The sequence below is a fragment of the Mameliella sp. AT18 genome (assembly GCF_028807275.1).
In the GTDB taxonomy this organism is placed as follows: domain Bacteria; phylum Pseudomonadota; class Alphaproteobacteria; order Rhodobacterales; family Rhodobacteraceae; genus Antarctobacter; species Antarctobacter albus.
This window is the reverse complement of the sequence record NZ_JARAMO010000296.1, coordinates 1-25,761: the sequence shown is the minus strand read 5'-3', so window position 1 is coordinate 25,761 and position 25,761 is coordinate 1. Positions and strand designations below refer to the sequence as shown.

Genomic DNA, 25,761 nt, shown 5'->3' with positions numbered 1-25,761 from the left:
GGAATTGGTAGACGCGCTGGTTTCAGGTACCAGTGACTTCGGTCGTGGAGGTTCGAGTCCTCTCCTGGGCACCATTTTCCAAGACATGAAAATCATCGGCGTTCCCGCACCGGGACGCCTAAATATCGTGCCGGGAAATCCGCTCGCGCCCGGCACCTTCGCGACGCTTCAAAGTTCAGGAATTCGCTCTGCGCCCCAAGAGTCAGCGCATGCCTTCGGTCATTCGTGACCAAGGACTCGGGGACACCGGCTCAGGCCTTGAGAAAGGCGTTTCGGTCGACGAGAAACTTGTCCGACAGCGGCAGGCTGGCCGCGCCCAGCGCGCGCGCGTCGCGACCGATGCTGCCTTCGCGCAGGTCCGGCACCTCGATTCCCGCGACGCGAATCTCGTTCAGCCGTCGGCGGGTATGATCGACAAGGGAGGTACGGACGGAATCGGGCAGCCAGCCGTCGATCACCACGCATTCAAAGTCGATCAGGCAAGAGGCCGAGAGCGTCGCATAGGCCAGCCCCTCGGCGGCCTTTTCCACCCAGGTGGACAGCACGTCGCCCGGCAGGTTCCATTCGGTCGGGTTGTCCCAAATCAGGCGACTGTCGCCCCCTTCGCCGGTCACCAGTTGTTCCAAAGTGTAAATCGAGGCCACGTCGACCAGTTGCCGGACCTTCGCGCCTTTGATTCCGATGGGGATAGAGGCGAGGGCGGCTGCGTTGCCGCTGCGCCCGGTAAAGACCGTGTTGTCGATCACCAAACCGCCGCCCACAAAAAAACCGACGAAGAAATACAGGAAGTCGCGCGGCTTGTTCTGATCGCCAAAGACCAGTTCCGCCCCGCAGGCGGCAGACCCGTCGTTGCGCAGGTAGACCGGAAACTCCCAGGTGTCCGCGATTTCGGCTGCGATGTCGCGTTCGCGCCAGGCCTCCATTTCGGAACTGGTCAGGCCCAGCGGGCGCGCCCAGTCCCACAGGCGAAACGGTGTTGCGATTCCCAGGCCCGACACCTTCTTGCGGTTCTCCGGCGTCAGCTGGTCCAGTAGCTGGGCAATGGCCGTGTTGGCGAAGGTCACAACGCTTTCGGGAGTCGGATAGCGATGCGACAGGTGTACCCGGCCTTCGACGTGACCGTGGAAATCCGTCAGGATAAGGTCCAGCGAGCGGCGACCGACCTTCAACCCCAGGAAATAGGCGCCGCCCTGCGCCAGGCCCATCGGCACAGAAGGCTGGCCGACCTTGCCGCGCACGGGCTCTCCCTTTTCCAGCAGGCCTTCCTTTTCCAGCGCGCGCATGATGACCGAAACGGTCTGCGCCGAAAGCCCAGTGCGCCGGGCGATCTCTGCCTTGGCGAGCGGCCCGAACTGACGGACAAGCGACAGGACAAGGCGTTCGTTATGGGCCCGCACCCCGCTCTGGTTAGAGCCTCGAACCCCATCGGCGGGCATTGCCGCCGCCTCTCCCTCTGCCTTTGTGCCGTCCAGTTTCATCGGGTCTGTTCTCGTCTTCTTGGCCAATGGTGGCTGCCTGACAGACTCCATGCCGGACGGCCTCCTGTCAATAATAAATAAAGTGGATTTATTAATGTTGACAGACTCGGTCCGAATCGGCTTTCTAGATGGCATGGGGCCGGCGAACCCTGCCCTCGGGCTCGGTTCACCACGCGAGGGGCCCCGCGATACGTCGAAAGACATTCTGGGAGGATACCATGACAAAGCTTCTGACCGGCACGGCCATTGCCCTGACCGCCGCCGCTCTGGCCAGCGGGGCAAGCGCCGCCAGCCATTCGATCAGCGCCTGCCTGATCACCAAGACCGACACCAACCCCTTCTTCGTCAAGATGAAGGAAGGCGCGACCGCCAAGGCCGAAGAGTTGGGCATCGAGCTGAAATCCTTTGCCGGCAAGATCGACGGCGACCATGAAACCCAGGTCCAGGCGATCGAGACCTGCATCGCCGACGGCGCCAAGGGCATCCTGCTGACCGCATCGGACACCTCGTCCATCGTTCCCGCCGTGCAACAGGCGCGTGACGCCGGCATCCTGGTGATCGCCCTGGATACACCGCTCAGCCCGATCGACGCCGCAGACGCGACCTTTGCCACCGACAACTTCCTGGCCGGTGAACTGATCGGCAAATGGGCCGCCGCCAAACTGGGCGACGATGCAGCCGATGCCAAGATCGGCATGCTGGACCTGGCCGTGTCGCAACCGACCGTGGGCGTTCTGCGTGACCAGGGCTTCCTGACCGGCTTCGGGATCGACGTCATGGACGCGTCCAAGTGGGGCGACGAGACCGACCCGCGCATCGTCGGCAACGACGTGACACAGGGCAACGAGGAAGGCGGTCGCCGCGCGATGGAGAACCTGCTGGCGCAGGATCCCTTCATCAACGTGGTCTACACAATCAACGAACCCGCCGCCGCCGGTGCCTACGAGGCGCTCAAGGCCATCGGGCGTGAAAATGACGTGCTGATCGTTTCTGTCGACGGCGGTTGCCCCGGTGTTCAGAACATCGCGGACGGCGTGATCGGCGCCACCTCGCAGCAGTACCCGCTGATGATGGCCAGCCTGGGCATCGAGGCGATCAAGAAATGGGCCGACGAGGGCGTCAAGCCCGAGCCGACCGAGGGCAAGGACTTCTTCGACACCGGCGTGGCCCTGGTCACCGACGAGCCGGTCGAAGGCGTCGAGTCGATCTCGGTCAAGGAAGGTCTGGACCTCTGCTGGGGCTGATCCCCTCCGCCTGAGACAAGAACAAGGGGGCGCCGCCCGCCCCCTTGCCAATGGACGCGTCGCCACCCGATCGACTAGGCTGGTTGAAAACGCGCATCAGAACGCACCCACATAGACGGGAGGACCCCCATGTCAGAGTCTGCCTCAAAGGGGCAGGACTACGAGTCGTCGTTGTCCGGCGCCAACCAGCAAGTGGCCGAATTCGAAAAGCGCGAGGGGTTTGTCTACAAGCTCCAACACGCATTGCACACGAACCCCGCGCTGGTTCCGCTCATCGTGCTTGTTCTGTCCATCATTGTTTTCGGGCTCTTGCTGGGGTCGAAGTTCTTTTCGCCCTTCGCCCTGACCCTCATCCTGCAACAGGTTCAGATCGTCGGCATCGTGGCCGCCGCGCAATCGCTGGTGATCCTGACTGCAGGGATCGACCTCAGTGTAGGCGCCATCATGGTCATGAGTTCCGTCGTCATGGGCCAGTTCACCTTTCGCTACGGCATTCCCCCGGGTATCGCGGTGGTCTGCGGCCTGGCTGTCGGCACCGGCATCGGCGCCATCAACGGGCTGCTGGTCACGCGGATGAAACTGCCGCCCTTCATCGTGACGCTGGGCATGTGGCAGATCGTGCTGGCCGCCAACTTCCTCTACTCGGCCAACGAAACCATCCGCTCGCAGGAAATCGCGGAAAAGGCACCGATCCTGCAGTTCTTCGGCAACGTGATCCAGATCGGCAGCGCCCGCCTGACCTTTGGCGCGATCTTCATGCTGATCCTCTTTGCGGTGCTGACCTATGCGCTGACACAAACCGCCTGGGGCAGGCACGTCTATGCCGTGGGCGATGACAAGGAAGCCGCCGAACTGTCAGGGATGGAGGCGAACAAGGTTCTCGTCTCGGTCTACGCGCTCTCCGGCCTGATCTGCGCCTTTGCCGGATGGGCCCTGATCGGGCGCATCGGCTCGGTCTCGCCGACTTCGGGCCAGCTGGCCAACATCGAAAGCATCACCGCCGTGGTGATCGGGGGCATCTCGCTCTTCGGCGGTCGCGGCTCTGTGCTCGGCTCGCTCTTCGGGGCGCTCATCGTGGGCGTGTTCACCCTCGGCCTGCGCCTGCTGGGGGCTGACGCGCAATGGACTTACCTGCTCATCGGCGTGCTGATCATCGCTGCCGTCTCTGTCGACCAATGGATCCGGAAGGTGTCGGGATAATGACTGTGCAACCTATCGTTCAAGGCCGCGGAATCGTGAAGCGTTACGGCCACGTCACCGCGATCAACCACTCCGATTTCGATCTTTTCCCCGGCGAGGTGCTGGCGGTGATCGGTGACAACGGTGCCGGCAAATCCTCGATCGTCAAGGCGATCTGCGGCGCCGTCCAGGCCGATGAGGGCGAGATCAGGATCGAGGGCAAACCGGTGCACTTTTCCTCGCCCCTGCAGGCGCGGGAAATGGGGATCGAGATCGTCTACCAGCAGCTTGCCCTGTCCCCGGCGCTGTCCATCGCGGACAATATGTTCGCCGGACGAGAGCTGCGCAAACCCGGCATCATGGGCAGCGTCTTTCGCCAGCTCGACAAGAAGGCGATGGAGAAATTCGCCCGGGACAAGCTGACCGAACTGGGCCTCATGACGGTCCAGTCGATCAACCAGGCGGTCGAAACCCTCTCCGGCGGCCAGCGCCAGGGCGTCGCCGTGGCCCGCGCCGCCGCCTTTGCCAGGAAGTTCATCATCATGGACGAGCCGACCGCCGCACTGGGCGTCAAGGAAAGCCGCCGGGTTCTGGAACTGATCCAGGACGTGCGCGCCAAGGGCATCCCGATCATCCTGATCAGCCACAACATGCCGCATGTCTTCGAGGTGGCGGACCGCGTCCACATCCACCGGCTGGGCAAACGGCACGCGGTGGTCGACCCGGCCAAGATCTCGATGTCCGAAGCCGTGGCCATCATGACCGGTGCGATGGAACCGCCCCCCGTCGAGGAACAGCAGCTTGTGCCCAAGGCCGCGGCATAAACCCGGCATTGCCGCCCCCGAAACAGGCAGGGGGCGGCCCCTTTACTGGGACCTGCTTGCAACAGGGCGTTCACGGGTTCACGCTGCCCCCTGTCGGGTCTGGCCAATGTCGGGAAACTGTCGTTAGCGATAACAGGCGTGGCACGGGTCAGTGGCGCGCGAACCGCCGCCCGAAGGACAGGACCGATCCTATGAAAGACGACATCCTCGCACATCTGCGTTACTCGCTTGGCAAGGACGCCGGGCATGCCGCGATCTACGACTGGCGCATGGCGTTGTCGCTGACGCTGCGGGACCGGATGATGGATTCCTGGTTCCAGAGCACCAAGACCAGCTACGACCGCCATGCCAAGCGCGTCTACTACCTGTCGATGGAATTCCTGATCGGCCGCCTGGTCGAGGACGTGGCCGCCAACCTTGGCCTCGTCGACGAGGCCCGCGCCGCGGTGGCCGAGCTGGGCCAGGATTATGACCTGCTGGTCAAGGACGAACCAGACGCGGCCCTGGGCAATGGCGGTCTGGGCCGACTGGCCGCCTGCTTTATGGACAGTCTCGCCACGCTGGGCATTCCCGCGATGGGCTATGGCATCCGCTACGAACACGGGCTCTTCGAGCAGGATTTCGTCGAGGGCCAGCAGATCGAAAAACCCGAAACATGGCTGCAACAGCGCCACGCCTGGGAATTCGAACGCCCCGAGGTCAGCTACAAGGTCGGGTTCGGCGGCCATGTCCACCACCATGAGGGCAAGGCGCAATGGCATCCACATGAAACCGTGATCGCCACTGCCTTCGACACGCCCATCGTCGGCTGGCAGGGGCGTTGGGGAAACACGCTGCGCCTTTGGTCGGCACGGCCGCAAAAGGAATTCGACCTGGCCAGCTTCAACCGGGGCGATTACCTCGCCGCCAGCCGGTCCGAGGCGCTGGCCCGCACGATCTGCCGCGTTCTCTACCCGGACGACACCACCGAAAGCGGCAAGGAACTGCGCCTCAAGCAGGAGTATTTCTTTACGGCCGCGTCCATCAAGGATCTGCTGCGCCGCTTTTTGACCGATCACGACGACATCCGCCAACTGCCCGAGGCCGCCGCGATCCAGCTGAACGATACACACCCGGCCATCGCGGGGCCGGAACTGGTGCGCATCCTGGCCGACGAACACGGGTTGGAGATGGCAGAGGCCATCGACCTCGCCCGCCGCTGCCTGGGCTACACCAACCACACCCTCTTGCCCGAGGCGCTGGAACGCTGGCCCGAATGGCTGCTGGGCCGCGTTTTGCCCCGCCACCTGGAAATCATCCGCGCCATAGAGGCCGGCCAGCAGGCGCAATATCCCGGCAGCCCGCGCATCCTGGACCACGGCAACGTCAACATGGGCGAATTGGCCTTCATCATGGCGCACAAGGTCAACGGGGTCTCGGCGCTGCACACCGACCTGGTGAAATCGACCGTCTTTGCCGACCTGCACCGCATCCACCCGACCCGCATCGTGAACCAGACCAACGGCATCACGCCGCGCCGCTGGCTGCATGGCTGCAACCCGGCGCTGAGCGGCCTCATCACCCGGGAAATCGGCGAGGGCTGGGCGGCGGACCTGGAGCAACTGGGCGCTCTGCGGACCCGCACCGGCGATCCGGACTTCCTGCGCGCCTTCATGGCTGCCAAGCGGACCAACAAGGAGCGCCTGTCGAACTGGGTGCAGGATCACTGCGGCATCGCCATCGACCCGGATGCGATGTTCGACGTCCAGATCAAGCGCATACACGAATACAAGCGCCAGTTGATGAACATCCTCGAAACCATCGCGCTCTGGAACGAGATGCACGCCAATCCGCAGGCGGGCTGGACGCCCCGGGTCAAGATCTTCGGCGGCAAGGCGGCGCCTGGTTATCACGTCGCCAAGGAGATCATCCGCCTGATCAACGACGTGGCCGCAGTGGTGAACAACGATCCGGTCACGAAGGATCTGCTGAAAATCGTCTATCCGCCCAACTACAACGTGACGATGGCCGAACTGCTGATCCCGGCGGCGGACCTGTCTGAGCAGATCTCGACCGCCGGCAAGGAAGCCAGCGGCACCGGCAACATGAAATTCGCCCTGAACGGTGCGCTGACCATCGGCACCCTGGACGGCGCCAACGTGGAAATCCGCGAACATGTGGGGGCGGAGAATTTCTTTCTCTTCGGCCTGACCGCCGAAGAGGTGATCGAACGGCGCAGCCACCACGGCTATGCCCGCGCCGCCATCGAACAAAGCCCGCGGATGCAGAAGGTGCTGGCCCAGATCGCCGAGGGGCGCTTCTCGCCGCAGGAACCGGGCCGCTATCACGGCCTGGTCGGCAACCTCTGGGACCACGACCATTTCCTCGTGTCCTGCGATTTCGACAGCTATTTCGACACCCAGCGCCGCGCCGACGAGGCCTTCAAGCATCAGGCGACCTGGGCGGCGATGGCGCTCAGCAACACCGCCAGCGTCGGCTGGTTTTCCTCCGACAGAACGATCAGGGGTTACGCGCGTGACATCTGGAACGTGCATAGCGCCATTGACGGCCAACTGGAGCAAAGCGCATGACAGCCCCTCTCGACCAACGCACCGCCCGAAACATCGTCGAGGGACGCCACGGCGACCCGTTCTCTGTTCTTGGCCAGCACACCCTGCCCGACGGCAGCCAATGCGTGCGGGTCTTTTACCCGAACGTCGACCGGGTCGAGGTGCTGGCGCGCGACAGCGGCATGTTGCTGGCGGTACTGGATCCGGTCGAAGGCGCGCCCGGGATGTACGACGGCATCCTGCCGGGGATCGCCGGGCGATATGACTATCGCCTGCGCCTGTCGCGCGGCAACGACAGCTGGGAAGAAGAAGACGCCTATGCCTTCGGCACCGTGCTGGGCGAGATCGACGAATACCTGCTGGGCGAGGGCACGCATGGCCAGCTCTGGCGCGCACTGGGGGCGCATCTGACAAGCTACGCCGGCACCTCGGGCGTACATTTCGCCGTCTGGGCGCCCAATGCCGCGCGCGTTTCGGTGGTGGGCAACTTCAACGAATGGGACGGACGCCGCCACGTCATGCGCCGCCGGGGCCCGACCGGAATCTGGGAGATCTTCGTGCCCGGCGTGGCAGAAGGCGCGCTCTACAAGTTCGAGCTGCTGGACGCCAACGGGATGCTCCTGCCGCTCAAGGCCGATCCGGTGGGCTTTGGCGCCGAATTGCCGCCCAACACCGCCTCTGTCGTCCGCGACCTTGGACAGCATTGGTGGATGGACAGCGGCTGGATGGCGACACGCTGGCACAAGCACCGCATCGACCAGCCGATCTCGATCTACGAGGTGCACCTGGAAAGCTGGCGCCGCGTACCCGAAGAGGACGGCCGCCCGCTGACCTACCGCGAACACGCCGAACAACTGGTGCGATACGCGGCAGACATGGGCTTTACCCATATCGAGCTGACGCCGATTTCCGAATACCCCTTCGGCGGTTCCTGGGGCTATCAACCGGTGGGTCTTTACGCGCCCACCTCGCGCTTTGGCACGCCCGAGGATTTCCGGGCGCTGGTCGAGGCCGCGCATGGCGCGGGCCTTGGCCTGATCATCGACTGGGTGCCGGGCCATTTCCCCACCGACAGCCACGGGCTGGCGCGGTTCGACGGTTCGGCGCTCTATGAACATTCCGACCCCAAGGAAGGCTATCACCCGGACTGGAACACGCTGGTCTACAACTATGGCCGCACCGAGGTGGCGAATTTCCTGATCGCCAACGCCCGTTACTGGCTGGAGGAATTCCACATCGACGGGCTGCGCGTCGATGCGGTGGCCTCGATGCTGTATCGCGACTATTCCCGCAAGGACGGCGAATGGATCCCCAACCAGCACGGCGGACGCGAAAACCTGGAAGCCATCGCCTTTCTGCGGCACATGAACGAACAGGTCTACGCCGCGCATCCGGACATCATGACCTTGGCCGAGGAATCCACCGCCTTTCCGGGCGTCAGCGCGCCCACCGATACCGGCGGGCTGGGTTTTGGCTTCAAGTGGAACATGGGGTGGATGAACGACACCCTGCGGTACATGGGCGAGGACCCGATCAACCGCAAATACCACCACGACAAGATGACCTTCGGGCTGCACTACGCCTTTTCGGAAAACTTCGTGCTGCCGCTCAGCCATGACGAGGTGGTGCATGGCAAGGGTTCGCTGCTGTCGCGGATGCCCGGCGACGACTGGCAGAAATTCGCGAACCTGCGGGCCTATTTCGGCTTCATGTACGGCCATCCCGGCAAGAAGCTGATGTTCATGGGCGGCGAATTCGGCCAGTGGGAGGAATGGAACCACAACCGCAGCCTTGACTGGCACCTGCTGGAACAGGAGCCGCACAAGGGGATGCAGCGGCTGGTCCGCGATCTCAACACGCTCTACCGGGGCACGCCGGCGCTCTACCAGCTGGACAGCAAGGCAGAGGGCTTTCGCTGGATCGACGGCGGCAACGCGGCGGAATCCATCTTTTCCTGGATCCGCATGGGCGACGAGGGCGAGGCGCCGGTGCTGGTGGTGTCGAACTTCACGCCGGTGACACGGCATGGCTACCGGATCGGCGTACCGCTTTCGGGCCACTGGGACGAACGCCTGAACACCGACGCGCCGCTTTACGGCGGCAGCGGCCAGGGCAACCCGGGCGGGGTGACCGCAACGGCAGAATCCGCACATGGCTGCGCCTATTCGATTGAAATCACCGTACCGCCGCTGGCGACGGTATTTTTTCAACTGTCCGGGGGGGAGTGACCGGACGCCAGATAACGGGGGAGGACCACATGGAATACGACAGGTTCAGACTGGCCCAGCAGACGATGGCCTATGTCCTGGCAGGCGGGCGCGGATCGCGCCTGAAGGAGATGACCGACATCCGAGCCAAACCCGCGGTCTATTTCGGCGGCAAGACAAGGATCATCGACTTTGCCCTGTCGAACGCGGTCAATTCCGGCATCCGCCGCATCGGCGTCGCAACCCAGTACAAGGCGCACAGCCTGATCCGCCACCTTCAGCGCGGCTGGTCCTTTTTCCGGGCCGAACGCAACGAGGGATTGGATATCCTGCCCGCCAGCCAGCAGCTCAACGAGGAAAACTGGTACAAGGGCACCGCCGACGCGGTCACGCAGAACATCTCGATCATCAAGGGATACGAGCCCAAGTACATCCTGATCCTGGCCGGGGACCACATCTACAAGCAGGATTATTCCTACATGATCGAACAGCATGTGGAATCCGGCGCCAAGGTGACGGTCGGCTGTATCGAGGTGCCCCGCGAAGAGGCCAAGGGCTTTGGCGTCATGGCGGTGGACGAGAACGACAAGGTCCTGGAGTTTGTCGAGAAACCCGCCGACCCGCCCACCATGCCGAACGATCCGACACGCTCGCTGGCCTCGATGGGGATCTATGTCTTCGAGACGGATTTCCTGTGCGAGCTGCTGGAGGCGGACGCGCGCGACCCCAACTCCAGCCATGATTTCGGCAAGGACATCATCCCCGGGCTGGTGGCCTCTGGCGATGCCGTCGCCCATCCCTTTGGCCGCTCCTGCGTCATGTCGGGGCTCGAACGCAAACCCTACTGGCGCGATGTCGGCACGCTGGATGCCTACTGGCAGGCCAATATCGACATGACCGATTTCGAGCCCGAGCTGGACATCTACGCCACCGACTGGCCGATCTGGACCTACTCCGAGCTGACGGCCCCGGCCAAGTTCATCCACAACGAGGAAGGCCGGCGCGGTCAGGCCGTGTCCTCGATGGTCTCGGGCGGCTGCATCATCTCCGGCTCGTCGCTCTATCGCTGCCTGTTGTTCACCGGGGTCAAGACGCATTCCTATTCACAGATGGAAGGCGTCGTCGCCCTGCCCTATTCCGAGGTCGGACGGCGGGCACATATCAAGAACGCGATCATCGACCGTGGCGTGAAAATCCCGCCGGGTTTGGTCGTGGGCGAAGACCCCGAGCTTGACGCCAAGCGATTCCGGCGGACCGAAAACGGCATCTGCCTCATCACCCGCAAGATGATCGAGGAACTGGAGTGATCGCATGAAGGTGCTGATGGTCGCCTCGGAATGTGCGCCCTTCGTCAAGACCGGGGGGCTGGCGGACGTGGCGGGCGCGCTGCCCGGTGCGCTGGCGCCGCTGGGGGTCGAGGTCAAGACCGTCCTGCCCGCCTACCCGGCGCTGTTTCCCCTGCTGGCCAAGGGCAAGGAAGTGGCCAGCTTTGGCGACCTGCCCGGCGGCACCGGACGACTGGTCGAGGTTCAGGCCGAGGGGCTTACACTGCTGCTGCTGGACGCGCCGCAGCTTTTCGACCGGCCCGGCGCTCCCTACACCGGCGCCGATGGCAAGGACTGGCCCGACAATCACCGCCGCTTCGGTGCACTGGCGCAGGCGGCGGCACGGATCAGTTTCGACGGGCTTGACGGCTGGGTGCCGGACGTGCTGCACGCGCATGACTGGCAGGCGGGGCTGGCGCCGGTCTACCTGAAACAGGACGGACGCACGCCGCCCAAATCGGTCATCACGATCCACAACATCGCCTTCCAGGGCCGGTTCGGCCCGCATGTCATGGGCGATCTGCAGTTGCGTAGCGACTGGTTCCACCCCGGCGGGCTGGAATATTACGGCGATGTCAGTTTCCTGAAGGCGGGGCTGGTCTACGCCGATCACATCACCACCGTCAGCCCGACCTACGCCCGCGAGATCCTGACACCGCAATTCGGCATGGGGCTGGACGGGGTGTTGGCAGGCCGGGCCTCGGACCTGACCGGCATCCTGAACGGCATCGACCTGGAGGCCTGGAACCCCAAGAGCGACCCGGCCCTGCCCGCGACCTACGGGTTGAAACGACTGGGGGCAAAGGCCAAGAACCGCGCCGCCCTGGCCGAACGGCTGGGCCTGGACCCCGACCATGACGGCCCGCTTTTCTGCGTCATCAGCCGCCTGACCCTGCAAAAGGGACTGGACGCGCTGGCCGGCGCCCTGCCTGCGCTGGTCGCCGGCGGCGGCCAGCTGGCGCTGCTCGGCTCGGGCGAGCCGGAACTGGAGCAGGCCTTTCGCGACGCCGCCGCGCGCTTCCCCGGAAAGGTTGGGGTCGAGATCGGCTATGACGAGGCGCTGTCGCACCTGATGCAAGGGGGATCGGATGCGATCCTGATCCCCTCGCGCTTCGAACCCTGCGGCCTGACTCAGCTGTACGGGTTGCGCTACGGTACCTTGCCGGTGGTGGCGCGGACCGGCGGGCTGGCCGACACGGTGATCGATGCCAACCACGCGGCGCTGGCGGCCGGCGTGGCCACCGGCTTTGTATTCGACGATGTCTCTGTCACCGGGATCGAGGGCGCGATTGCCCGCGCCATCGCCGCCCATGCCAACCGGGACCTGTGGAAACAGATGCAGGCGGCGGCCATGCGTCAGCCCGTTGGCTGGGAAAGCTCGGCCCGCGACTATGTCCGGATGTACGAGACACTCTGCGCATGACCGAACCCGGGGGCAGCACATATGGGATCGGCGCAGGCCGGCCAAACCGGCTGGGCGCCGTCTTTGACGGAGAAGGCACCAATTTCGCGCTCTTCTCGGATCATGCCCAGCGGGTCGACCTGTGCCTCTTCTCGCCCGATGGCAAAACCGAGCAGCAACGCCTTTCGCTGCCCGAACGGCGCGGCGCGGTCTGGCACGGGTATGTCCCGGGGCTGAAGCCCGGAGCGCTTTACGGCTATCGTGTCCACGGTCCCTTTGCCCCCGAGCGCGGCCACCGCTTCAACGCCAACAAGCTGCTGGTCGATCCCTACACCCGCGCCCTGCACGGCGGGTTCAGCACCCATCCCGCGACCTTCGGCTACAGCCCCGGGTCGGCGGATGGCGATCTGTCGTTCAGCTCGTCCGACAGCGCGCCCCATACGCCCAAATCCGTGGTCTGGGACCCCGCCGACTATCCCACCGGCACCAGGGGACTGCGGCGCGGATGGTCCAACACGGTCATCTACGAAACCCACGTCCGGGGCAGCACCATGCGCCACCCGGACGTGCCCGAGGCGCTGCGCGGCACGGTCGAGGGGCTGGCCTCGGACGCGATGCTGGACCATCTGACCCGGTTGGGCATCACCACGGTCGAACTGCTGCCGGTGCAGGCGATCCGGTCGGAAAACGCGCTGACCGGGCGCGGGCTGGTGAACTACTGGGGCTACAACACCGCCGGATTCTTTGTTCCCGAACCGCGTTACCTTGGCCCGCAAGGCGTGGCAGGCTTCCGCCGGATGGTCGACAGGTTCCACGTGGCGGGAATCGAGGTGATCCTTGACGTGGTCTACAACCACTCGGCCGAGGGCGATCACCTTGGCCCGACCTTCTCTTTTCGTGGGCTCGACAATGCCTCCTACTATCGCCTCGTCGAGGGGCAGCCCCGGTTCTACGTCAACGACACCGGCACCGGGAACACGCTGAACACCGACCATCCCTTTGTCCTGCGCCTGATCCTCGACAGCCTGCGCTTCTGGGTGGACTGCATGGGCGTCGACGGGTTCCGCTTTGACCTGGCCACCACTTTGGGGCGCGAGCGGCAGGGGTTCGACCGGCACGGCGGCTTCATGGACGCGCTCAGGCAGGACCCGCTGCTGGCCGAGGTCAAGCTGATCGCCGAACCCTGGGATCTGGGACACGGCGGCTATCGACTGGGCCAGTTCCCGCCGGAGTTCGCCGAATGGAACGACCGCTTTCGCGACACGGTACGGCGCTTCTGGCGCGGCGACGGGCACGCGGCGCAGGATCTTGGCTCGGCGCTTCTGGGCACGGCGGACCTGTTCGACACGCGTGGGCGCCGCGCCTGGGCTTCTGTCAACTTTGCCGCCGCCCACGACGGGTTCACGCTGGCCGATGTCACCGCCTATTCGAAACGCCACAACCAGGCCAATGGCGAAGGCAACCGCGACGGCCACCATGCCAACCATTCGGACAACCTGGGCGAGGAAGGCGAGACCAAGGACGCGACGATCCTGTCCGCTCGTCGCCAGCGGGTGCGCAACATGCTGGCCACGGTTCTGTTGTCTCAGGGCACACCGATGATCCTTGCAGGGGACGAGGGAGGCCATTCGCAAGGCGGCAACAACAACGCCTATTGCCAGGACAATGAAACCAGCTGGCTGGACTGGGCGACGATGGAAAAGGACCTGGTCGATTTCACTGCCGCGTTGATCGCCTTCCGCAAGGCGCATGGCGTGTTGCGCCAGGGCCGGTTCCTGCACGGGGTTCAGCGCGCGGACGGCAAGCCGGACGTGGAATGGCGTGGCTTTGACGGCAGTGCACTGAACTGGCGTGATCCGGGGCTGTCCTCGCTCTGCCTGCTGCTGCGCGGCTGTGCCGAAAGCCCGTCGGGCTGCGCCGACACCGAGGAAATCCTGCTGGCCTTCAACCGCGAGGGCAGCGATCAGGTCCTTGAACTGCCCCCACCCGCAGGCACATGGCGGCGCGAGATCGACAGCTCGGCGCCGCGCCAGAACCCGCAGGACATCACAGAGGCGACCGTCACCGTCGCCGCATTCAGCGTCGCGGGCTTTGTCCGCCACCCGGAGAAGACGACATGACCGGAGCCGACGAGGCCCTGCGCGACCTGGCCAAGGCCTATGGCGTTCACCTGGGCTTTCACGACCTGCAAGGCCATGAACACGCCGCCGCACCGGAAACGCTGCGCGCGCTCCTGGGGGGGATGGGCGTTGCCGCCGATACGCCCGCCACGGTGGCCGAGGCGCTGGAGCAGTTGCGCGTCCGCCAGGACGAAAGCCCCGTGCCATCCGAGATCCTGGCCCGCGCCGGTACGCCCCTGTCGCTGCCCGTTCCGTCGCCCTGCGACTGGATGCTGCTGGACGAGAGCGGCGCCGAGGTACAGGCCGGGCGTGCCGGGGAAAGTATCGACCTCGGTCCGATGGACGTGGGCTATTTCACTCTGCATGTCGCGGCACCGGACCGGCACGCCGAATCGCTGGTGCTGGCGGCCCCGGCCCATGCACCAACCGTTCAGGACCTGACCGGGCGGGCAAAGGGATGGGGCGTCTGCGGCGCGCTTTACGGTCTGCGGTCCGGGCACAATGGCGGGTTGGGCAGCTATGGCGACCTGCCCGCCGCCCTGCGGGCGCTGGCGCAGGCGGGGGCGCAGTTCTTCGGTCTGAACCCGATCCATGCGCTGGGCTGGACGGCGGAGGAGATGACCAGCCCCTATTCGCCCACGCACCGGGGCTTTTTCAGCACCGATCACATCGCACCGCGCGCCGGGCTGGGACCGACACCCCGGGATGAGCTGATCGACTACGCCACCTACCGCCGCCGCCAGCGCGGCGCGCTGCACAGCGAGTACCTGCGCTTCGAGGCCGCCCCCGAAGCCGAGCGCCGCGCCTTTCAGCGCTTCCGGGCCGAGGGTGGCGCCCGGCTGGATACCTTTGCCCAGTTCGAGGCGCTCAGCGCCCTGCACGGCGAGGATTTCCGCAACTGGCCCGATGCCTTGCGGCGTCCGGGCCCCGACGCCGCGCGGGCCGCCGCCGAAGACGTGGAATTCCACCAGTGGCTGCAATGGCGGGCCGAGACACAGATCGACGCCGCGCAGGCCACCGCGCGCGAGGCGGGAATGGATTTCGGGCTGTACCTGGATCTGGCGGTGGGCGCGCGGCCCGGCGGCGCCGAGGTCTGGATGCACCGCGACACCATCGCCCAGGGCGTCACCATCGGCGCCCCGCCCGATCACCTGAACCCCGAGGGCCAGTCGTGGAACCTGGCCGCCCATGCGCCCGCACGCCTGCGCGCCGCGCAGTATCGCCCGCTGCGCGCCATGCTGCGCAAGCTGATGGCCAAGGCGGGCATCCTGCGGGTGGATCACGCGCTGGGGCTTTTGCGCAGCTTCTGGATTCCAGATGACGGCAGCCCGGGCGGCTATGTCTCGCAACCCTTCGAAAGCCTGCTGGCGGTGATCGCCATCGAGGCGGCGCGGGCGCGCTGTCTTGTGGTGGGGGAGGACCTGGGACTGGTGCCCGACGGATTTCGCGAAACCCTGAACGGCGCCGGGTTGCTGAGCTATGCCGTCTGGCAATACGAAACGGCGGCGGACGGAACACTCTGTGATCCCAAGGACCTGCGCGCCTTCTCACTGGCCTGTTTCGGCACCCATGACACGCCGACGCTGCGCGGGTTCTGGTACGGGCAGGACATCGACTGGTGGCAGCGCATGGGCTGGCTGAACAGCGGCCAGACCCGCGCCCGCCACGACGAGCGCGCCCGCCAGCGCGCGGGCCTGCGCGACATGTGCCACCTCCCGCCAGAGGCCGGTCCCGACCGGATCGCCGAAGCGGTGCAGGCCCGGCTTTGCACGGCGCCATCGGCGCTGGTGGCCCTGCAACTGGATGACCTGCTGGGCTGTCTCGAGGCCCAGAACCTGCCCGGCACCGTCACCGAGCATCCCAACTGGCGCCGCCGCCTGCCCGTGGCGGTCGATGGCCTCAAGCAAGCATTGCCCGCCAGCCGCATTCGCGCTTTCATGCCCGTGGACCGCAGCGGGACCGTTTAGAAAGGACCCTTTTCATGACGCCCATCACCCGCCCCCTGACGCCCTTCGACGGCCAGAAACCCGGCACCTCGGGCCTGCGCAAGAAGACGCGGGTCTTCATGCAGGACGGTTATGTCGAGGCCTTTGTCCAATCCATCTTCAACGCCATCGGCGGGGTTGAGGGCAAGACCTTCGTCGTCGGCGGGGACGGGCGTTATTTCAATGCCGAGGCGATCCAGACCATCCTGCGCATGGCCGCCGCGCAGGGCGCGGCGCGCTGCATCGTCGGGCGGGAGGGCCTGTTGTCGACACCCGCCGCCTCGCACCTGATCCGCAAGCGCGGCGCGGACGGCGGGCTGGTCCTGTCGGCCAGTCACAACCCGGGCGGGATCGACGCGGATTTCGGGCTGAAATACAACATCGCCAACGGTGGCCCGGCGCCGGAAAGCGTGACCGCGGCGATCCATGAACAGACGCAGGGCATTTCCGAATACGTCACGCTGGAAACGCCGGACGTGGACCTGGGCCTCCTGGGCGAAACCGCGCTGGGCAAGATGACGGTCGAGATCCTGGATCCGGTGGCCGACTACGCCGCGCTGATGCAGGAGCTGTTCGATTTCGACGCCATCCGGGCGCTGATCGCCGGGGGATTCAGCCTGAAATTCGACGCGATGCATGCGGTGACAGGCCCCTATGCCACTGCGATCCTTGAAGGAATGCTGGGCGCGCCAAAGGGCACCGTGCTGAACGGCGTGCCCTCGGTCGATTTCGGCAAGGGACATCCGGACCCGAACCCGATCTGGGCCAAGCCGCTGGTCGACATGGTGATGCGCGACGACGGACCGGATTTTGCCGCCGCCTCGGACGGCGACGGCGACCGCAACATGATCCTGGGCAAGGGCATCTATGTCACGCCCTCTGACAGCCTGGCGGTGCTGGCCGCGAACGCCCATCTGGCACCGGGGTACGCGCGCGGGCTGGCAGGCGTGGCGCGGTCGATGCCGACCAGCCGCGCCGCCGACCGGGTCGCAGAGAAGCTGGGCATCGAGAGTTTCGAGACGCCGACGGGCTGGAAGTTCTTCGGCAACCTGCTGGACGCGGGCCGCGCCACGCTCTGCGGCGAGGAAAGCGCCGGCACCGGGAGCGACCACGTCCGCGAAAAGGACGGGCTGTGGGCGGTGCTCTTGTGGATCAACATATTGGCCGAACGCAAGATTTCCGTGGCGGAGATCCTGCGGGACCACTGGCGCAGCTATGGGCGGGACTACTATTCGCGGCACGATTACGAGGCAGTGGACTCTGCCGCCGCCGAAGGGTTGATGGCCGATATGAACGCCCGTTTGGACGATCTGCCGGGGACCGAAGTGGGCAATCCGCCCAAGGTGATCGCCCGCGCCGACCAGTTTGCCTATACCGATCCGGTGGACGGATCGGTCAGCAGGAACCAGGGCTTGCGGATTTTTTTCGCGGACGACAGCCGGGCGGTGATCCGCCTCTCGGGCACCGGAACAGAGGGCGCGACGATCCGCGTCTACCTGGAACGCTATGAACCTGCCGGGGGCGATCTGAACGTCGAGACCCAGGCCGCGCTGCGCGACCTGGCGGCCGCCGTGAATGCCCTGACGGGCCTCTCCGAACGGACCGGGCGCGAGGCCCCGGACGTCATGACCTGACCCGCCCAAACCGGGCTTGCACACTCCATGCAAGGCCCTGCGCAGGGCGCGGTGCCGCGGCCAGGTCCGCTGAGAACCCTAGTTCAATTCTGCACGTTCGTTGGGCAGACGTTGACGTAGCGTTCCGTGATATTCACCGTCGATGCCAGCACCCCGGTATAGGTTCCGGACACAGGCCACGACAGTTTCTTTTGATCTCTGTAGACCAGTTCCATCGTACCCTTGTAAGGCAAGTCCAGATTGGCCTCGTAGTAGCTTGGGACAACCAGCACGTTCAAAAGCGGCTCACCGTTCTCATCCACTTCGGTGAAGGAATCGAGACGGCCTGCTGCCTTGAAATCTTCATAGGTCGAGGCCGGGAACTTTTTCGTCATCTCGGCGACCAGGGTTCTTTCGTTATTGTCTTGCCATTCATGGCCCAGCCCGAAGCTCGCTTCGGCAGATACTTCGAATCCGGTTTCGCCTACGGACGGCACGCCAGCCTTGCCCGAGTACTTGAAGCCCAACTTGAGGCCAACCCGCCAATCCCACTTTGAGATATCAACATGCTTTCGCGTTTCTGAAAGCTTTACCGTGGTTTCCTCGTTCCGGCGCACCGGCACACAGACCGGCGTCATGTTCTTCAGTTTGGGTCGCGCGTCTTTGAGTGTGGGATAGGTGTCGACGTTCAAGTTGATCCTTTCCGGTTCGCGGATGAATGCCAAGCCGAAACTGTCGATCTCGGTCCCGGAACGCACCCAGACGCCCACGGGATAGCCAGTGCCTACATTGGCGTCGGCCTTGCCATCCGCGATCCCCGCCGTCACCCCTAGACTTACCTTCCTGTCCATACTGGTCTGGAACACGATCTGCTTAACGCGACGCGGGTTCTGATTTGGATAGACTGTCAGCCCCGTGATCAATTCATTCGGATCGAACAGGATCTGCTGTGTCGCAAAGCCGTTTGTCGAGCCGTAAGACTTTTCTTGTGTTGTATTGAAAACGCCGTCGGCGTCCTGCTTTGACCACCTGACTTTCAAACCCGTCACGTACCCGTGACGCAGCCACAGTTGAATTTCCGAAACGCGGCTACCGTCGCACATCACGTCGAAATGCGGATTTCCGCCGCTGCCGCCCGCGACGGCCTTTTTTTCGAGGAACCATTCATCGCAGGCCTGCGACACGGTTGCTGCAAGACACATGAAACAGGCAAGAAACAGATAGCGGAGATGAAACATCTTGGCGGCTCCTAATCCGGATAATTACCAACAAATTGTGCTTTCCGCGTATGGCCATTACAACCTTGACACGTAACTATTTCTGTGGACCATCGCCCGTCTGGTGACCTTGGGCATTCAGGACGCCCAACTCTGGCACGACCGCCCTGGCGACATCCCAATTCCTCGCGGTGTTAGAGTGTGCGGATCGTGGTCAGCCTTGACCCTGCCGAATCTGCTTGCGTCCGCCCCCATGCTCGCCTATATGCGCCTCAACAGCGGCGCGCCGAGGTTCAGCCCCGGCGCCCATCGTTCTTTCGCAAACGGGCCGCTGGCCCGTTTTTTTGTGCCCGAAAGGCAAGTGACCAATGACCGACCTGATCGCAAAGACCGGCATGGACAAGCGTCTTGCGGAGATCGTGCAGCCCGTGATCGAGGACATGGGATTCGACCTGGTCCGCATCCGCCTGATGGGCGGACAGGTGCCGACGCTGCAGATCATGGCCGAACGCCCCCAGGGCGGGATCGAGGTGGATGAATGCGCCGAGATCTCGACAGCCGTCAGCGCCGTGCTGGACGTCGAGGACCCGATCATCGACACCTACACGCTGGAGGTGTCCAGTCCCGGCATCGACCGCCCGCTGACCCGGCTCAAGGATTTCGATACCTACGAGGGGTACGAGGCCCGGCTTGAGACCTCGGAGATGATCGAGGGCCGCAAGCGATTCCGCGGCGTGCTGGCCGGGGTCGAGGACGGCGAGGTCCTGATCAACCTGGACGAGGGCACCATCGGGCTGCAGTTCGACTGGCTGACCGACGCCAAGCTGGTGATGACCGACGAACTGATCCGCCTCATGCTGAAGGCCCGCAAGAAAGCGGATGCCCAGGGCGCGGGCGATACACTGGACGAGACCAAGTTTGACGAGATCGAGACCGAACAGTCTCGGGACGAGGAGCAATAACAATGGCAATCACCTCTGCAAACCAGCTGGAACTCCTGCAGACCGCCGAAGCGGTGGCGCGCGAGAAGATGATCGACCCCGGTCTGGTCGTCGAAGCGATGGAAGAAAGCCTCGCCCGGGCGGCCAAGTCCCGTTACGGCGCCGAGATGGACATCCGCGTGTCGATCGACCGCCGCACCGGCAAGGCGACCTTTACCCGCGTCCGCACCGTCGTCGAGGACGAGGAGCTGGAGAACTACCAGGCAGAGTTGACCGTCGAGCAGGCCAAGCAGTACATGGCCGATCCGCAGGTGGGTGACGTCTATTCCGAAGAGGTGCCGCCGGTGGAACTGGGCCGGATCGCGGCGCAGTCGGCCAAGCAGGTGATCCTGCAGAAGGTCCGCGAAGCCGAGCGCGACCGCCAGTACGACGAATTCAAGGACCGCGCCGGCACCATCATCAACGGTGTCGTCAAGCGCGAGGAATACGGCAACGTCATCGTCGACGTGGGCCGTGGCGAAGCGATCCTGCGCCGGAACGAAAAGATCGGCCGCGAAAGCTATCGCCCCGGCGACCGCATCCGCTGCTACATCAAGGACGTGCGCCGCGAGACGCGCGGGCCGCAGATCTTCCTCAGCCGCACCGACCCGCAGTTCATGGCCGAGCTGTTCAAGATGGAAGTGCCGGAAATCTACGACGGCATCATCGAGATCAAGGCCGTCGCCCGCGATCCCGGCTCGCGCGCCAAGATCGCCGTGATTTCCTATGATAGCGGCATCGACCCGGTCGGCGCCTGTGTCGGCATGCGCGGCAGCCGCGTGCAGGCCGTCGTGAACGAACTTCAGGGCGAAAAGATCGACATCATCCCGTGGAACGAGGACGTGCCGACCTTCCTCGTCAACGCGTTGCAGCCCGCCGAGGTGTCCAAAGTGGTCCTCGACGAAGAGGCCGAGCGCATCGAGGTCGTGGTGCCGGACGAGCAGCTGTCGCTTGCGATCGGCCGTCGCGGTCAGAACGTGCGTCTTGCCTCGCAGCTGACCGCGCTCGACATCGACATCATGACCGAAGAGGAAGAATCGAAGCGCCGCCAGGCCGAGTTCGAGGAACGCACCAAGCTGTTCATGGACACGCTGGACCTGGACGAGTTCTTTGCCCAGCTTCTGGTCTCCGAAGGGTTCACCAACCTCGAAGAGGTGGCCTATGTCGAGATCGACGAGCTGCTGGTGATCGACGGCGTCGACGAGGACACCGCCAACGAGTTGCAGGCCCGTGCCCGCGACGTGCTGGAAGAGCAGGCCCGCAAGGCGCTGGAACACGCCCGCGAACTGGGTGTGGACGACAGCCTCGTGAATTTCGAGGGGCTGACCCCGCAGATGGTCGAGGCCCTGGCCGAAGACGGCATCAAGACGCTGGAAGATTTCGCCACCTGCGCCGACTGGGAACTGGCCGGCGGCTGGACCACTGTCGACGGGCAGCGCGTCAAGGACGACGGTTTGCTGGAGAAATTCGAGGTCGATCTCGAAGAGGCGCAGAACATGGTCATGACCGCGCGCGTCCTTCTGGGCTGGGTCGATCCGACCGAGCTGGAAGCCGCGGCCGAGGAAGGTGACGAAGACCTGGCCGACGACGACGGCGAAACCGAAGAGCAGGAGGCGTAAAGCCGGCATGACCAGGGGCGGACGGGCCAAGACCCACGACGACGGACCTGAGCGGAAGTGCATCGCCACAGGCGATGTGCAGCCCCGCGACGGGCTGATCCGGTTCGTCCTGGGCCCGGACGGACGGATCGTGCCGGATCTGGCTGGTAAATTGCCGGGACGCGGCCTATATGTATCGGCCAACCGGGCGGCGATCGACAAGGCAGCCGCAAAGGGGCTTTTCTCACGGGCGATGAAACAGCCCGTGAAACTCCCCGACGGGCTGTCCGATCTGATCGAACAGATGCTGGCGAAGCGGGTCATCGACCTGATCTCGCTGGCGCGGAAGTCGGGACAGGCCATCTCGGGCTACGAGAAGGTCAAGTCCTGGTTGCAGATGGAAGAGGCCTCGGTGCTGATCCAGGCGGAGGACGGCTCGGGTCGGGGCAAGTCGAAACTCTCGACGCCGTATGGCGGTGATTATATCGGCTGGCTCACGGCAGACGAACTGGGCATGGCCTTTGGCCGACAAACTGTGATACATGCCGCGCTTGGCTCTGGCGGACTCGTGCCGCGTATTGTAGAGGAAGCCCAGCGCTTGAAGGGTGTACGCGTCACGTCAGACGCGGATCGCGGTGGCAGGGGCCACCGGAAAGGATGAAGAAGCTTTATGAGCGATAACGACGGCAAAAAGACATTGGGCGTGCGTGGCGGCGGAGCCCGTTCGGGCAGTGTGAAGCAGAGCTTCAGCCACGGACGCACAAAGAACGTCGTGGTGGAGACCAAGCGTAAGCGGGTCGTCGTCCCGAAGCCCGGCGCCGGTAGCGGTGCGGGTGGCGGCAAGGGCGGCCAGGTTGGCGGATCGGGCGGCAAGCGCCCGGCCGGCATCTCGGATGCCGAGATGGAGCGCCGCCTGAAGGCGCTGCAAGCCGCCAAGGCACGCGAGGCAGAGGAAACCGCCAAGCGCGAGGCCGAGGAAAAGGCCCGCGCCGAAGAGCGTGAGCGCCTCCGCGCCGAAAAGGAACAGAAAGAGCGCGAGCAGCGCGAAGCCGAGGAAGCGCTGAAGCGCAAGGCCGAGGAAGAAGAGCGCAAGAAGCGCGAGGCAGAAGACGCGGCCAAGGCCGCCGCCGCTGCCGCCGCCCAGCCTGCGCCCAAGGCCGACGACCAGGCCCGCGCCAAGCCCAAGAAGGAAGAGGCCCCGCGCCGCACCCCCGACCGCGACGACCAGAAGAGCGGTCGCGGCGGACGTGGCCGTGGCGACGGCGGACGCCGTTCCGGCAAGCTGACCCTGAACCAGGCCCTGTCCGGCGGCGAAGGCGGCCGGCAGAAATCCTTGGCCGCGATGAAGCGGAAGCAGGAGCGCGCACGCCAGAAGGCGATGGGCGGCCAGCAGTCCCGCGAGAAGGTGACGCGCGACGTCAAACTGCCCGAGGCGATCACGGTGGCCGAACTGGCCAACCGCATGGCCGAACGCGTGGGCGACGTCGTCAAGGCGCTGATGAACAACGGCATCATGGCGACTCAGAACCAGTCGATCGACGCCGATACTGCGGAACTGATCATCGAGGAATTCGGCCACCGCGTGCAGCGGGTGTCCGATGCCGATGTCGAGGACGTCATCAAGGAGGTCGAGGACAAGGCCGAAGACCTGCAGCCGCGTCCCCCGGTCATCACGATCATGGGCCACGTCGACCACGGCAAGACCTCGCTTCTGGACGCGATCCGTGATGCCAAGGTGACGGCCGGCGAAGCGGGCGGGATCACGCAGCACATCGGCGCCTACCAGGTGAAGACCGAGAGCGGCGCGGTGCTGAGCTTCCTCGACACGCCGGGCCACGCGGCCTTTACCTCGATGCGTTCGCGCGGGGCCCAGGTGACGGATATCGTCGTCCTGGTGGTTGCCGCCGACGACGCGGTGATGCCGCAGACCGTCGAGGCCATCAACCACGCCAAGGCGGCGAAGGTTCCGATGATCGTGGCGATCAACAAGATCGACAAGCCGTCGGCCAACCCGACCAAGGTGCGCACCGACCTGCTGCAGCACGAGGTGATCGTCGAGGAACTGTCCGGTGACGTTCAGGACGTCGAGGTCTCGGCCCATACCGGCCAGGGTCTGGATGAGCTGCTGGAAGCCATCGCGCTGCAGGCCGAGATCCTGGAACTGAAGGCGAACCCGAACCGGGCCGCCGAAGGCGCCGTGATCGAGGCTCAGCTGGACGTGGGCCGTGGCCCCGTGGCCACCGTGCTGGTTCAGCGCGGCACCCTGCGCCAGGGCGACGTCTTTGTCGTCGGCGAGCAGTACGGCAAGGTCCGCGCGCTGATCAACGACAAGGGCGAGCGCGTCAAGGAAGCCGGCCCCTCGGTGCCCGTCGAGGTGCTGGGCCTGAACGGCACACCCGAGGCCGGCGACGTTCTGAACGTCACCGAGACCGAGGCGCAGGCGCGTGAAATCGCCGAGTACCGTGCCAACCTGGCCAAGGAAAAGCGGGCCGCGGCCGGTGCAGCCACCACGCTGGACCAGCTGCTGCAGAAGGCCAAGGAAGACGAGAACGTCAGCGAGCTGCCGGTCATCGTCAAGGCCGACGTGCAAGGTTCGTCCGAGGCCATCGTGCAGGCGCTGGAGAAGGTCGGCAACGACGAGGTCCGCGTGCGGGTCATCCACTATGGCGTGGGTGCCATCACGGAGACCGACGTTGGCCTTGCAGAAGCGTCCGGCTGTCCGGTGATCGGCTTTAACGTGCGGGCCAATGCACCCGCGCGGAACGCCGCCAACCAGAAGGGCGTCGAGATCCGCTACTACTCGGTGATCTACGACCTCGTGGACGACGTGAAGGCGGCGGCCTCGGGCCTGCTGTCGAACGAGATCCGCGAGAACTTCATCGGTTACGCGCAGATCAAGGAGGTCTTCAAGGTCTCGAACGTGGGCAAGGTGGCTGGCTGCCTGGTCACCGAGGGCGTTGCCCGCCGGTCCGCCGGTGTGCGCCTGCTGCGCGACGACGTGGTGATCCACGAAGGCACGCTGAAGACGCTCAAGCGCTTCAAGGACGAGGTTGCCGAAGTGCAGTCCGGCCAGGAATGCGGCATGGCCTTCGAGAACTACGACGACATCCGTCCCGGCGACGTGATCGAGATCTTCGAACGCCAGGAGATCGAACGGTCGCTGGACTGATCCGGTCGACAAGGCCAATCGAGAGACACGAAAAGACCCCCGAATCGGGGGTCTTTTTCATTTCAACTGGATGAAAACCGGGGCGGGGTTTCGGGATGGCCCCGGTGGCAATGTCAGGCGGGGCGGCCGATAAAGATGCGCTGGCCGACACGGACCGAGATCCGCCCGTCGGGAAAGGTCTTTTCCAGCAGACCCTGCACCGACACACAACTGCCGATAACGATTGTCTTGAGCATGACACTCCTCCGGTTGTCACAATTTTGCCAAAATTACACCGGGAGCGTTAACAATACCATAAGCCCTTGGTCTATCTTCCACGAGGGAGCGCCCAAATTACCGGCAAGTGCGCTGAAAGCACACGCAAAGGGCCGATACCCGTCCCGCAAAGCCGGATAACAGGTCAGCAGGGCTTGCCTATAGCCAGTCCCGAAGAATCGGGATCAGGGGCACATCGGCCGGCGGCATCGGGTAGTCGCGCAGCTCTTGCTTGCGCACCCATTTCAGGGCCTGCCCCTCTTTCGACTGCGGAATCCCGCCCCACTTGCGGCAGGCAAAGAGCGGCATCAGCAGGTGGAAATTGTCATAACCATGCGAGGCGAAGGTCAGCGGCGCCAGGCAGCTCGACCAGGTCTCGATCCCCAGTTCCTCGTGCAATTCGCGAATCAGCGCCGCCTCGGGTGTCTCTCCCGGTTCGACCTTGCCGCCCGGAAATTCCCAGAGGCCCGCCATGCTCTTGCCCTCGGGACGCTGGGCCAGCAGGACGCGGCCATCGGCGTCGATCAGGGCAACGGCGGAGACGAGGATGATCTTCATGGCGGGTCCTGCACAGGCTGGAGAAGGCGGGAGCGAGGGGCCAGCCCCTCGCGCTCCC

The 25,761-nt window shown here is 64.8% G+C and carries 19 protein-coding genes; 15 read left to right on the top strand and 4 right to left on the bottom strand.

Annotation, left to right across the window (positions count from 1 at the left end; all coding sequences use genetic code 11):
* Window positions 1–229 (top strand): hypothetical protein (locus PVW46_RS24090; protein ID WP_274578030.1); only part of this gene is annotated, 229 nt, incomplete at its 5' end.
* Between the two features lie 22 nt (window positions 230–251).
* Here the strand turns inward: PVW46_RS24090 and PVW46_RS24085 are convergent.
* The gene (locus PVW46_RS24085) at window positions 252–1,436 is read right to left on the bottom strand and encodes an ROK family transcriptional regulator (protein ID WP_139132368.1); all 1,185 of its coding nucleotides are present in this window, start codon (window positions 1,434–1,436) and stop codon (window positions 252–254) included.
* A gap of 260 nt (window positions 1,437–1,696) precedes the next feature.
* Between PVW46_RS24085 and PVW46_RS24080 the strand changes: the two genes are divergently transcribed.
* The 10 genes from PVW46_RS24080 to PVW46_RS24035 all read left to right on the top strand — a co-directional run bounded on the left by PVW46_RS24080 (window position 1,697) and on the right by PVW46_RS24035 (window position 17,947).
* Window positions 1,697–2,722, top strand: a complete 1,026-nt coding sequence (locus tag PVW46_RS24080) for a sugar ABC transporter substrate-binding protein (protein ID WP_043140561.1) — start codon at window positions 1,697–1,699, stop codon at window positions 2,720–2,722.
* Between the two features lie 129 nt (window positions 2,723–2,851).
* On the top strand, window positions 2,852–3,922 hold the full coding sequence (locus PVW46_RS24075) for an ABC transporter permease (RefSeq protein ID WP_043140558.1): 1,071 nt from the start codon (window positions 2,852–2,854) through the stop codon (window positions 3,920–3,922).
* Window positions 3,898–4,725 (top strand): ATP-binding cassette domain-containing protein, encoded by an 828-nt coding sequence (locus PVW46_RS24070; protein ID WP_052244427.1) that lies wholly within the window; start codon window positions 3,898–3,900, stop codon window positions 4,723–4,725. The genes PVW46_RS24075 and PVW46_RS24070 overlap by 25 nt, the downstream gene beginning before the upstream one ends.
* A 191-nt stretch (window positions 4,726–4,916) precedes the next feature.
* Window positions 4,917–7,295, top strand: coding sequence for a glycogen/starch/alpha-glucan phosphorylase (locus tag PVW46_RS24065; protein ID WP_069210544.1), 2,379 nt, complete (start codon window positions 4,917–4,919; stop codon window positions 7,293–7,295).
* Entirely contained in the window at window positions 7,292–9,502 is a 2,211-nt protein-coding gene (gene glgB, locus PVW46_RS24060; protein ID WP_069210543.1) for a 1,4-alpha-glucan branching protein GlgB, read from the top strand. The genes PVW46_RS24065 and glgB overlap by 4 nt, the downstream gene beginning before the upstream one ends.
* A gap of 29 nt (window positions 9,503–9,531) precedes the next feature.
* Entirely contained in the window at window positions 9,532–10,788 is a 1,257-nt protein-coding gene (gene glgC, locus PVW46_RS24055; RefSeq protein ID WP_069210542.1) for a glucose-1-phosphate adenylyltransferase, read from the top strand.
* A 4-nt stretch (window positions 10,789–10,792) separates the two neighbouring features.
* Entirely contained in the window at window positions 10,793–12,229 is a 1,437-nt protein-coding gene (gene glgA, locus PVW46_RS24050) for a glycogen synthase GlgA (protein WP_069210541.1), read from the top strand.
* A complete protein-coding gene (glgX, locus tag PVW46_RS24045) occupies window positions 12,226–14,328 on the top strand; it encodes a glycogen debranching protein GlgX (protein ID WP_069210540.1) in 2,103 nt (700 codons plus the stop codon). The genes glgA and glgX overlap by 4 nt, the downstream gene beginning before the upstream one ends.
* Entirely contained in the window at window positions 14,325–16,295 is a 1,971-nt protein-coding gene (gene malQ / locus PVW46_RS24040; protein WP_069210539.1) for a 4-alpha-glucanotransferase, read from the top strand. The genes glgX and malQ overlap by 4 nt, the downstream gene beginning before the upstream one ends.
* Window positions 16,296–16,309: 14 nt before the next feature.
* Window positions 16,310–17,947 (top strand): alpha-D-glucose phosphate-specific phosphoglucomutase, encoded by a 1,638-nt coding sequence (locus tag PVW46_RS24035; protein WP_069210538.1) that lies wholly within the window; start codon window positions 16,310–16,312, stop codon window positions 17,945–17,947.
* An 83-nt stretch (window positions 17,948–18,030) separates the two neighbouring features.
* On the opposite strand, the gene PVW46_RS24030 is transcribed toward PVW46_RS24035, so the two are convergent.
* On the bottom strand, window positions 18,031–19,164 hold the full coding sequence (locus PVW46_RS24030; protein ID WP_069210537.1) for a jacalin-like lectin: 1,134 nt from the start codon (window positions 19,162–19,164) through the stop codon (window positions 18,031–18,033).
* 347 nt (window positions 19,165–19,511) lie between these two features.
* Between PVW46_RS24030 and rimP the strand changes: the two genes are divergently transcribed.
* The 4 genes from rimP to infB are packed head-to-tail and all read left to right on the top strand — an operon-like array spanning window position 19,512 to window position 24,890.
* Window positions 19,512–20,105, top strand: a complete 594-nt coding sequence (rimP, locus tag PVW46_RS24025) for a ribosome maturation factor RimP (RefSeq protein WP_069210536.1) — start codon at window positions 19,512–19,514, stop codon at window positions 20,103–20,105.
* Between the two features lie 2 nt (window positions 20,106–20,107).
* A complete protein-coding gene (gene nusA / locus PVW46_RS24020) occupies window positions 20,108–21,742 on the top strand; it encodes a transcription termination factor NusA (protein ID WP_043140532.1) in 1,635 nt (544 codons plus the stop codon).
* Window positions 21,743–21,749: 7 nt separating this feature from the next.
* Window positions 21,750–22,382, top strand: a complete 633-nt coding sequence (locus PVW46_RS24015) for an RNA-binding protein (protein WP_069210535.1) — start codon at window positions 21,750–21,752, stop codon at window positions 22,380–22,382.
* Between the two features lie 9 nt (window positions 22,383–22,391).
* A complete protein-coding gene (gene infB / locus PVW46_RS24010; RefSeq protein WP_043140525.1) occupies window positions 22,392–24,890 on the top strand; it encodes a translation initiation factor IF-2 in 2,499 nt (832 codons plus the stop codon).
* Window positions 24,891–25,003: 113 nt separating this feature from the next.
* Here infB and PVW46_RS24005 read toward each other — a convergent pair whose 3' ends face one another.
* The gene (locus PVW46_RS24005; RefSeq protein WP_043140522.1) at window positions 25,004–25,126 is read right to left on the bottom strand and encodes a hypothetical protein; all 123 of its coding nucleotides are present in this window, start codon (window positions 25,124–25,126) and stop codon (window positions 25,004–25,006) included.
* A gap of 178 nt (window positions 25,127–25,304) precedes the next feature.
* Window positions 25,305–25,703, bottom strand: a complete 399-nt coding sequence (mutT, locus tag PVW46_RS24000) for an 8-oxo-dGTP diphosphatase MutT (RefSeq protein WP_069210534.1) — start codon at window positions 25,701–25,703, stop codon at window positions 25,305–25,307.
* Window positions 25,704–25,761 lie beyond the last annotated feature (58 nt).